General features: G+C 41.8%; 3 protein-coding genes and 1 pseudogene. 3 read left to right on the top strand and 1 reads right to left on the bottom strand.

Going from position 1 to position 2,549, the window contains the following annotated elements:
- The 3 genes and pseudogenes from SMIDD26_RS04590 to SMIDD26_RS04600 form a co-directional block, all read left to right on the top strand.
- Window positions 1-286, top strand: a pseudogene (locus SMIDD26_RS04590) (acyl-ACP thioesterase domain-containing protein); the annotation flags it as partial.
- 10 nt (window positions 287-296) lie between these two features.
- Window positions 297-1,070 (top strand): TIGR01457 family HAD-type hydrolase, encoded by a 774-nt coding sequence (locus SMIDD26_RS04595; protein WP_061439210.1) that lies wholly within the window; start codon window positions 297-299, stop codon window positions 1,068-1,070.
- Entirely contained in the window at window positions 1,060-1,677 is a 618-nt protein-coding gene (locus SMIDD26_RS04600; RefSeq protein WP_061439212.1) for a TIGR01906 family membrane protein, read from the top strand. Before SMIDD26_RS04595 ends, SMIDD26_RS04600 begins: the two co-directional genes overlap by 11 nt.
- Window positions 1,678-2,054: 377 nt before the next feature.
- Here the strand turns inward: SMIDD26_RS04600 and SMIDD26_RS04605 are convergent.
- A partial coding sequence (locus SMIDD26_RS04605) for an IS30 family transposase (RefSeq protein ID WP_134990183.1) occupies window positions 2,055-2,549 on the bottom strand: 495 nt, incomplete at its 5' end.

Below are 2,549 nucleotides of genomic sequence, written 5' to 3' on the forward strand. Positions count from 1 at the left end.
GCCGATCAGCAAGGATTACCATGTTCGTTTTTACGACTTGGATATGAATGGTCATGTCAATAACAGTAAATACTTGGACTGGATTTTTGAGGTCATGGGAGCGGACTTTTTGACCCACTATATTCCCCAAAAAATCAACCTCAAGTATGTCAAGGAAGTTCGACCGGGTGGGGTGATTACATCGGCTGTTGAACGGACTGGACTGGAAAGCAAGCATGAGATTACAAGCGACGGGGCTACTAATGCCCAAGCTATTATCACTTGGCAAGAAATAAAGAAGGATTAGGGAGAAATAGATGAAATATAAAGGCTATTTAATTGATTTAGACGGAACCATTTATAAGGGGAAAGACCGAATCCCGGCAGGAGAAGCTTTTGTCCATGAATTGCAAAAGCGAGACATCCCCTATCTCTTTGTGACTAACAATACAACCCGCACTCCAGAGAGTGTTCAGGAGATGTTGGCTCAGAATTTTAATATCGATACGCCTCTATCAACTGTCTACACAGCGACTTTGGCAACCATCGACTATATGAATGATTTGGGGCTTGAAAAGACCGTCTATGTCGTCGGAGAAGCAGGACTCAAGGAAGCCATCAAGGCGGCTGGTTATGTGGAAGACAAGGAAAAACCTGCCTACGTGGTAGTTGGTCTGGATTGGCAAGTCGACTATGAAAAATTTGCCACAGCAACTCTTGCTATTCAAAAGGGTGCCCATTTTATCGGAACCAATCCTGACCTCAACATCCCGACGGAACGCGGTCTTTTGCCAGGTGCTGGCTCCCTGATTACGCTGCTTGAAGTAGCGACACGAGTGAAGCCGGTTTATATCGGAAAACCCAATGCCATCATTATGGACAAGGCGGTTGAGCACTTAGGTTTGGAACGTGAAGAGTTAATCATGGTTGGGGACAATTATTTGACTGATATCCGGGCTGGGATTGACAATGGCATTCCAACGCTCTTGGTGACGACAGGTTTTACCAAGGCAGAAGAAGTAGCTGGCCTGCCAATCGCACCGACACATGTGGTTTCTAGCCTTGCGGAGTGGGATTTTGATGAAAACTAAATTGACCTTTTGGGGCTCTATGCTCTTTCTCCTCTCCCTCTCAATCCTTCTGACCATTTATCTGGCTTGGATTTTCTATCCTATGGAGATTCAGTGGCTAAACTTAACGAATCGAGTCTATCTAAAACCAGAAACCATTCAATACAATTTTCATATCTTAATGAATTATCTGACCAATCCTTTTAGTCAGGTCTTACAGATGCCTGATTTTCGTTCGTCAGCAGCTGGTCTGCACCACTTTGCAGTGGTCAAGAATCTCTTCCACTTGGTTCAGCTAGTAGCTCTAGTGACACTGCCAAGTTTCTATTTCTTTGTCGAAGGGATTGTGAAAAAGGGCTTCTTGTCTCTATTTAGTAAGAGGCTTTTGGCTCTAGTGGTTTTGCCTTTACTGATTGGGCTTGGGGGAGTTTTGATTGGTTTTGACCAATTCTTTACTCTGTTCCATCAAATTCTCTTTGTGGGAGATGATACCTGGCTTTTTGACCCAGCCAAGGATCCAGTTATTCTGATTTTACCAGAGACTTTCTTCCTTCATGCCTTCCTCCTCTTTTTTGCCCTCTATGAAAGCTTCTTTGGCTATCTGTATCTGAAAAGTCGTAGGAAGTGAAATGAAAGATGTTTTTAATTTGCATATATAAAAATATATATCGTTTAAAACCATCGTTAAGAGTGAATTAACCAAATCCAATTGTGTCAATCGTTCGCAAACAGCCTATTTTTCTTGAAAAAATAGGTAAATTCCCAAACTAACTTCCACTGCTAATCCAAGTAGAAGTTAATCTGATAAAAATCCTAAAAACCAGTGGAAATCCGTGTCAGGGTAAGTTCCACTGGTTTTAATCATGCTTGATTTCATCGCTTTTGTAGCCAAAATGAATCGAAAAAAAGAGCGCACAAAATCCCCTCATCTGAAAGCGTTTCAGATTAAGTTCCGCTATGGTGGAAGTTAGTGTGAGACGTTTGAATGGGGTTAAAGGTTAGTTTTTAGAACTTATGTTGGAGTAATGTAGACGACTGGCAGACGTCTTCTGCAGGTATTTTAGAAATACCGAGAAGCTTAGGAATTTCTTCTCCGTAAGTAAAGGCAAAGAGTTCATAGGCTGACTTTCCATTTAAAGCAGCGCGTTTGACACTGTTGACATGAGAACAAACGAGATTAATATCCTCTTGAGTTAAGTTGTCAAAAGAAGTTCCTTTAGGTAAAATGTCGCGAATCAGCGTGTGATTTTTCTCAATTCTCCCTTTCTGGTCAGAGCGATTAGGGTCACAAAAGAAAAGTTTACTCTCTCCTCGCACATCCATTTCGATATCATCGACCCTGGCAAACTCTCCACCATTATCGGTAAGAATGACAGGGAAGAGTTGGGATAAATCTTTGTCAGCTTGGTGAAGAGTGTTCTTGATGTCATAAAGGTGTTTGGTAACCTCAAGGGCAGTTTTATTATCCAGAAGTCTAGCGAAGATAAAGTTACAGAAAGA

It is taken from the genome of Streptococcus mitis, from assembly GCF_001579035.1.
GTDB classification, from domain to species: domain Bacteria; phylum Bacillota; class Bacilli; order Lactobacillales; family Streptococcaceae; genus Streptococcus; species Streptococcus mitis_J.